The organism is Phyllobacterium sp. (genome assembly GCF_037994425.1).
GTDB lineage: Bacteria > Pseudomonadota > Alphaproteobacteria > Rhizobiales > Rhizobiaceae > Phyllobacterium.
This window is the reverse complement of the sequence record NZ_JBBNAM010000324.1, coordinates 1-4,768: the sequence shown is the minus strand read 5'-3', so window position 1 is coordinate 4,768 and position 4,768 is coordinate 1. Positions and strand designations below refer to the sequence as shown.

Sequence of the window (4,768 nt, the reverse complement as noted above, 5' to 3'; positions counted from 1 at the left end):
AGGTCCACGTAGCTAAACAGCTCGCCAGTTCGATTATCGCTTCCGCGCACCCGCGCCTCCGAATCTCTTCGGAGCCAGTGAATCATGATCACAGCGTGTCGGCGAGCGACTTTTTCAACAGCCTGCTATGCGGCCAAGAACCAGGGACGCAATCGCATCGTTCATGCGATCAGCAGTGAAATAGCTCGCTACGACAATTTTCTTCGGACGTTCTAAAGCAGCCTGAGCAATAACATTGCAGCACCGCTCTTGAAATTGGCATACATCGGCGTATCTGCGGTGGGCGGCACGCAATGCCGTCGAAACTCCGCCATTGCTTCAAGGAGCCTGCCCATGGCACTCACCATGTATACGATTTCAGTTCCTGCCTATATCCGCGGTTTTGCCGTTCTCACTAGTCTGATCGATAAAGCCGAGGCATTTGCGGAGGAGAAGAAAATCAATCCTGCGGTCCTCGTCAACGCACGGCTGGCCCCGGACATGCTGCCCTTGGCTGGACAGATCCAGCGAGCGAGCGATACGGCCAAGGCGATGATCGGCCGGCTCACGACGCTTGAGATTCCAAAGTTTCCCGATGAAGAGACCAGCCTCGCGGAATTGCGTGAGCGGATCGCCAAGACCGTGGCGTTCCTGGAAAGCGTCGATGCCGCTGCGCTCAATGGTGCGGAGGCCAAGGAAGTGGTCCTCAGTGCCGGTCAGCTCAAGGTAACGTTAAATGGCGAGGAATATGTGCAGAGATTCGCCCTGCCGAACTTCTACTTCCATGTGACGACGGCCTACAACATCTTGCGCCACAACGGCATTCAGGTGGGGAAGCTCAATTATATAGGGCCGCTCGCCTGACGCTTGGCACTCGTGTCCGCATCAGGCCACAAGATGGTCGATCTGATCGGTGGTTAGCTCGCGCTTTCTGCCGATCTCATCCCACCGCCTCAGCATCTTCCGATATTTCTCGAGTTGGACGTCCGGCTGATTGTCGGCACTTCTCGATACTTCCTGCGGAAAATTGAGGATTTTGGTGAGAAAGTCGGCATAGGCGAATTGCTCGTGCGGCTGGGTTGGCCCGAAGCCGACAAACTTGCTCGTGTCGGGATTGGTCTTACCCGCTTTGACACTGGACGCACGGATCGCCCGGAACAGTCCGAGTATGTCGTTCATCTCTTGCGCCGCCGCGGCACTGACTGTTGCCTCGGTTATTCCAAGCTCCTGGTAAAGATCCTCGAAGCCACGTTCGACGACCTCCTGGTGCCGACCATAGAGGTTCGACTTGGCCGGATCGAGCTTCTTCAGGATCTCGTACTGGTTGAATAGAATCAAACGTTCCGCAAAGCTGAACACGATACGCCTCCATAATCCGCTTGCCGTCCATTCGTCGACAGCAATAAATTCACGGGAATGTCGGTTATTAGCGCACAGTCCTGTTAAAAAGCGTCTATTCCACTCTTTACAATTTTAGCGACCGCACTTTTCCAAAAGGCTACCGGTCGCCCTTGCCGCTCTTGTAGATATTGACGCCAAGCTCGCGAATCTTCTTGCGCAGCGTATTGCGGTTGAGGCCGAGCAATTCCGCCGCCTTGATCTGGTTTCCGTGCGTCGCCGTCAGACATGACAGGATCAGCGGGTATTCCATCTCCTCCAGCACGCGCTGGTAGAGTCCGGCCGGCGGAAGCTTGTCGCCATAGGACATGAAATAGCGTTGCATGTTCAGTTCGACCGCCTGGCCGATCGTAAGTTCCTCGTTCGCGATCATGCCTGTCGGCGATTCCGCAGGCCGAAGATCGGCTTTGAGCTCGGATTCGATGACGTCGGCGTTAATTTCCTCTTGCGGATAGAGGGCAGCGAGGCGGCGGACGAGGTTCTCGAGCTCGCGCACATTCCCAGCCCAGGGGTAACGCCGCATCAGATCGAGACCATCAGCGGTGATACGCTTTTCCGGCAGCCCATCCTTCGCCGCGAGCTTGAAGAAGTGGCGGACGAGATCGGGAATATCCTCGCCACGCTCGCGTAGTGGCGGCAACCGCAACGGCACGACGTTGAGGCGATAGTAAAGATCTTCGCGGAATAGTCCCTGGTTGATGAGCGTGCGCAAATCCTTGTTGGTTGCCGCGACGATCCGCACGTCTGTCTTGATCGGCGTGCGACCACCCACCGTCATGTATTCGCCCTGCTGCAAGACGCGCAGCAACCGTGTCTGGGCCTCCATCGGCATGTCGCCGATTTCATCCAGAAACAGCGTTCCGCCATCGGCCTGCTCGAAGCGCCCGCTCGATCGGTTCTGCGCACCGGTAAATGCTCCACGCTCGTGCCCGAAAAGTTCGGATTCGATGAGGTCGCGCGGAATCGCGGCCATGTTGATCGCCACGAACGGGCCCTTGCGGCGACGTCCATACTCATGCAGCGCTCGCGCGACGAGTTCTTTGCCGGTGCCCGACTCGCCGGAGATCATCACAGTCAGGTCGGTCTGCATCATGCGGGCGAGGACCCGATAGATATCCTGCATCGCCGGCGAACGACCAACAAGCGGCATCGTATCGGGCTGGTCTTCGCCATGCCACTTTTCCGGCTTCTTCTTTGGCTCTGCCAGCGCGCGGCCGACGATGCTGACAAGTTCCGTGAGATCAAAGGGCTTTGGAAGATACTCGTAGGCTCCCGCCTCCGACGCGCGGATCGCGGTCATGAACGTATTTTGCGCGCTCATGACGATCACCGGCAGATCCGGACGCGATTTCTTGATGCGCGGCAGAAGGTCGAATGCGTTTTCGTCCGGCATTACCACGTCAGTAATGACGAGTTCGCCGTCGCCTGCCGAAATCCAGCGCCACAGGGTCGCTGCGTTGGACGTGATGCGTACATCGTACCCCGCCCTTGAAAGGGCCTGATTAAGGACCGTCCTGATCGCCGCGTCGTCATCTGCAACGAGAATGCTGCCCAAACTCATGATCAGGATCCTGCTTTCTTGGAATATGGATTTTCGTCCGCATGGTCACCGTCGTGTGAGCCGCTTTCCCATGCGGGCATGAGAATTCGGAATGTCGTCTTGCGCGGTATCGAATCGCATTCGATGACGCCGCCGTGGTCCCCGACGATTTTGGCGACGAGCGCAAGCCCCAACCCGGAGCCGTTCGGCTTCGTGGTGACGAAGGGGTCGAAAAGATGCGGCATGATATCGCTTGAAACGCCAGGACCCGTGTCCTGCACGGTAAATTCCAGCGGCAGGGAAACACGGTTGCGCATGCCCGGAACTGAAAGGCGAATGCCGGGACGGAACGCGGTCGAGAGCGTGATCTCGCCCGGCTCATTCGGCCCGATCGACTCGGCGGCATTCTTGACGAGGTTGAGGAAGACCTGAACCAACTGGTCGCGATTGGCGAAGACGTAAGGTAGCGAAGGATCGTAGTCCTCGTGAAATTTGATATTGCTGGCGAAACCGTTCTTGGCAATCGCCTTCACGTGATCGAGCACAACGTGGATGTTCACCGCCTCCCGTTCGATCGGTCGCTCATCGGAAAACACCTCCATCCGGTCAACAAGTGAGACGATCCGGTCGGTTTCATCCGTTATGAGCCGTGTAAGGGCGCGATCGTCGTCGTTGAGCCCCGTTTCAAGGAGTTGTGCCGCTCCACGAATGCCAGAAAGGGGATTCTTGATCTCATGCGCCAGCATCGATGCAAGCCCGGTCACCGAACGCGCCGCACCGCGATGCGTCATCTGTCTATCGAGCTTTTCGGCCATCGAGCGTTCTTTGAACAAGATAACGATCGAACCGGGCGATTCATTTACCGGCGTTACGTAAAGATCGACGATACGGTCCTGACCGAGACGGGGTGAAGACACGTCGACACGGTATTCGTTGACCGGCGACGGGTTCTCGCGCACCTGCTTCACCAGTGCGAGGAGCGGGCTGCCGAACGGTAGCAGCATGTCCAGCGTATTGCGGCTGAGGATGCTGGCACTCGAGCGGAAGAACGCTTCCGCATCGGCATTGGCATAGGAAATGTACCCGGCCTCATCGAGCATGATCACCGGATGACGGATCGAATTGAGAACAATGCCTGCCAACCGGTCTTCGAGCACAGCCTTATCTGCTGAGGTCATTATGCTACCTTCTTCATGTCTTCGGAACCGCGCGAAAGCGTGGCGTGCAAGCGGTGCGCGACCTGACCAGGATTGTTTTCAGTCATGATCGAACCACGTTCGGCCGCAGTAACGTCGACTCCATGCCGATCGAGATACCAGCCGAGATGCTTGCGCGCATGGCGGATGCCAGTCTGCTCGCCATAATGGGCGAGCATGGCTTCGTAGTGGGCGACAGCGTAGTCGGCGATGATGTCGCTCGCGGCGCCCGGACCCTGAACAATGCTGCCCGCCAGCCACGGTTGCCCGTAGGAGCCACGCCCCACCATCACGGCGTCCGCTCCCGATGCCGCGAGGATCGACAACGCATCGTCGCGACAGAGGACATCGCCATTTGCCACCAGCGGTATCGATACGGCTTCCTTGATCGCACGAATGGCATGCCAATCCGCCCTTCCCTCATAAAACTGGCATCGCGTGCGCCCGTGAACGGTGACCAATTGGACGCCCGCCTGTTCGGCGCGCGCGGCCAGTTCTGGCGCATTGATCGTCGTTTCGTCCCAGCCGAGCCGCATCTTCAGCGTAACAGGCACCTTAACGGCGCCGATCGTTGCGTCGATCAAAGTCAGGGCATGATCGAGATCGCGCATCAGCGCCGAGCCGGAAAGGCCGCCAGTTACCTTCTTGGCAGGGC

The 4,768-nt window shown here is 58.0% G+C and carries 5 protein-coding genes; 1 reads left to right on the top strand and 4 read right to left on the bottom strand.

All coding sequences use genetic code 11. From position 1 onward, the window contains the following. Positions 1 to 333: 333 nt before the first annotated feature. Positions 334 to 843, top strand: coding sequence for a DUF1993 domain-containing protein (locus AAAB35_RS21415; RefSeq protein WP_340670294.1), 510 nt, complete (start codon positions 334 to 336; stop codon positions 841 to 843). 21 nt (positions 844 to 864) lie between these two features. Here AAAB35_RS21415 and AAAB35_RS21410 read toward each other — a convergent pair whose 3' ends face one another. The 4 genes from AAAB35_RS21410 to AAAB35_RS21395 form a co-directional block, all read right to left on the bottom strand. Next, a complete protein-coding gene (locus AAAB35_RS21410) occupies positions 865 to 1,338 on the bottom strand; it encodes a YfbU family protein (RefSeq protein WP_340670293.1) in 474 nt (157 codons plus the stop codon). A 139-nt stretch (positions 1,339 to 1,477) separates the two neighbouring features. Next, the gene (gene ntrC / locus AAAB35_RS21405; RefSeq protein ID WP_340670292.1) at positions 1,478 to 2,938 is read right to left on the bottom strand and encodes a nitrogen regulation protein NR(I); all 1,461 of its coding nucleotides are present in this window, start codon (positions 2,936 to 2,938) and stop codon (positions 1,478 to 1,480) included. 2 nt (positions 2,939 to 2,940) lie between these two features. Beyond that, positions 2,941 to 4,095: a nitrogen regulation protein NR(II) gene (locus AAAB35_RS21400; protein ID WP_340670291.1), complete on the bottom strand. Its 1,155-nt coding sequence runs from the start codon at positions 4,093 to 4,095 to the stop codon at positions 2,941 to 2,943. Further along, positions 4,095 to 4,768, bottom strand: a 674-nt coding sequence (locus AAAB35_RS21395; RefSeq protein WP_340670290.1) for a tRNA-dihydrouridine synthase, incomplete at its 5' end; no start/stop codon positions are given. The genes AAAB35_RS21395 and AAAB35_RS21400, both read right to left, overlap by 1 nt.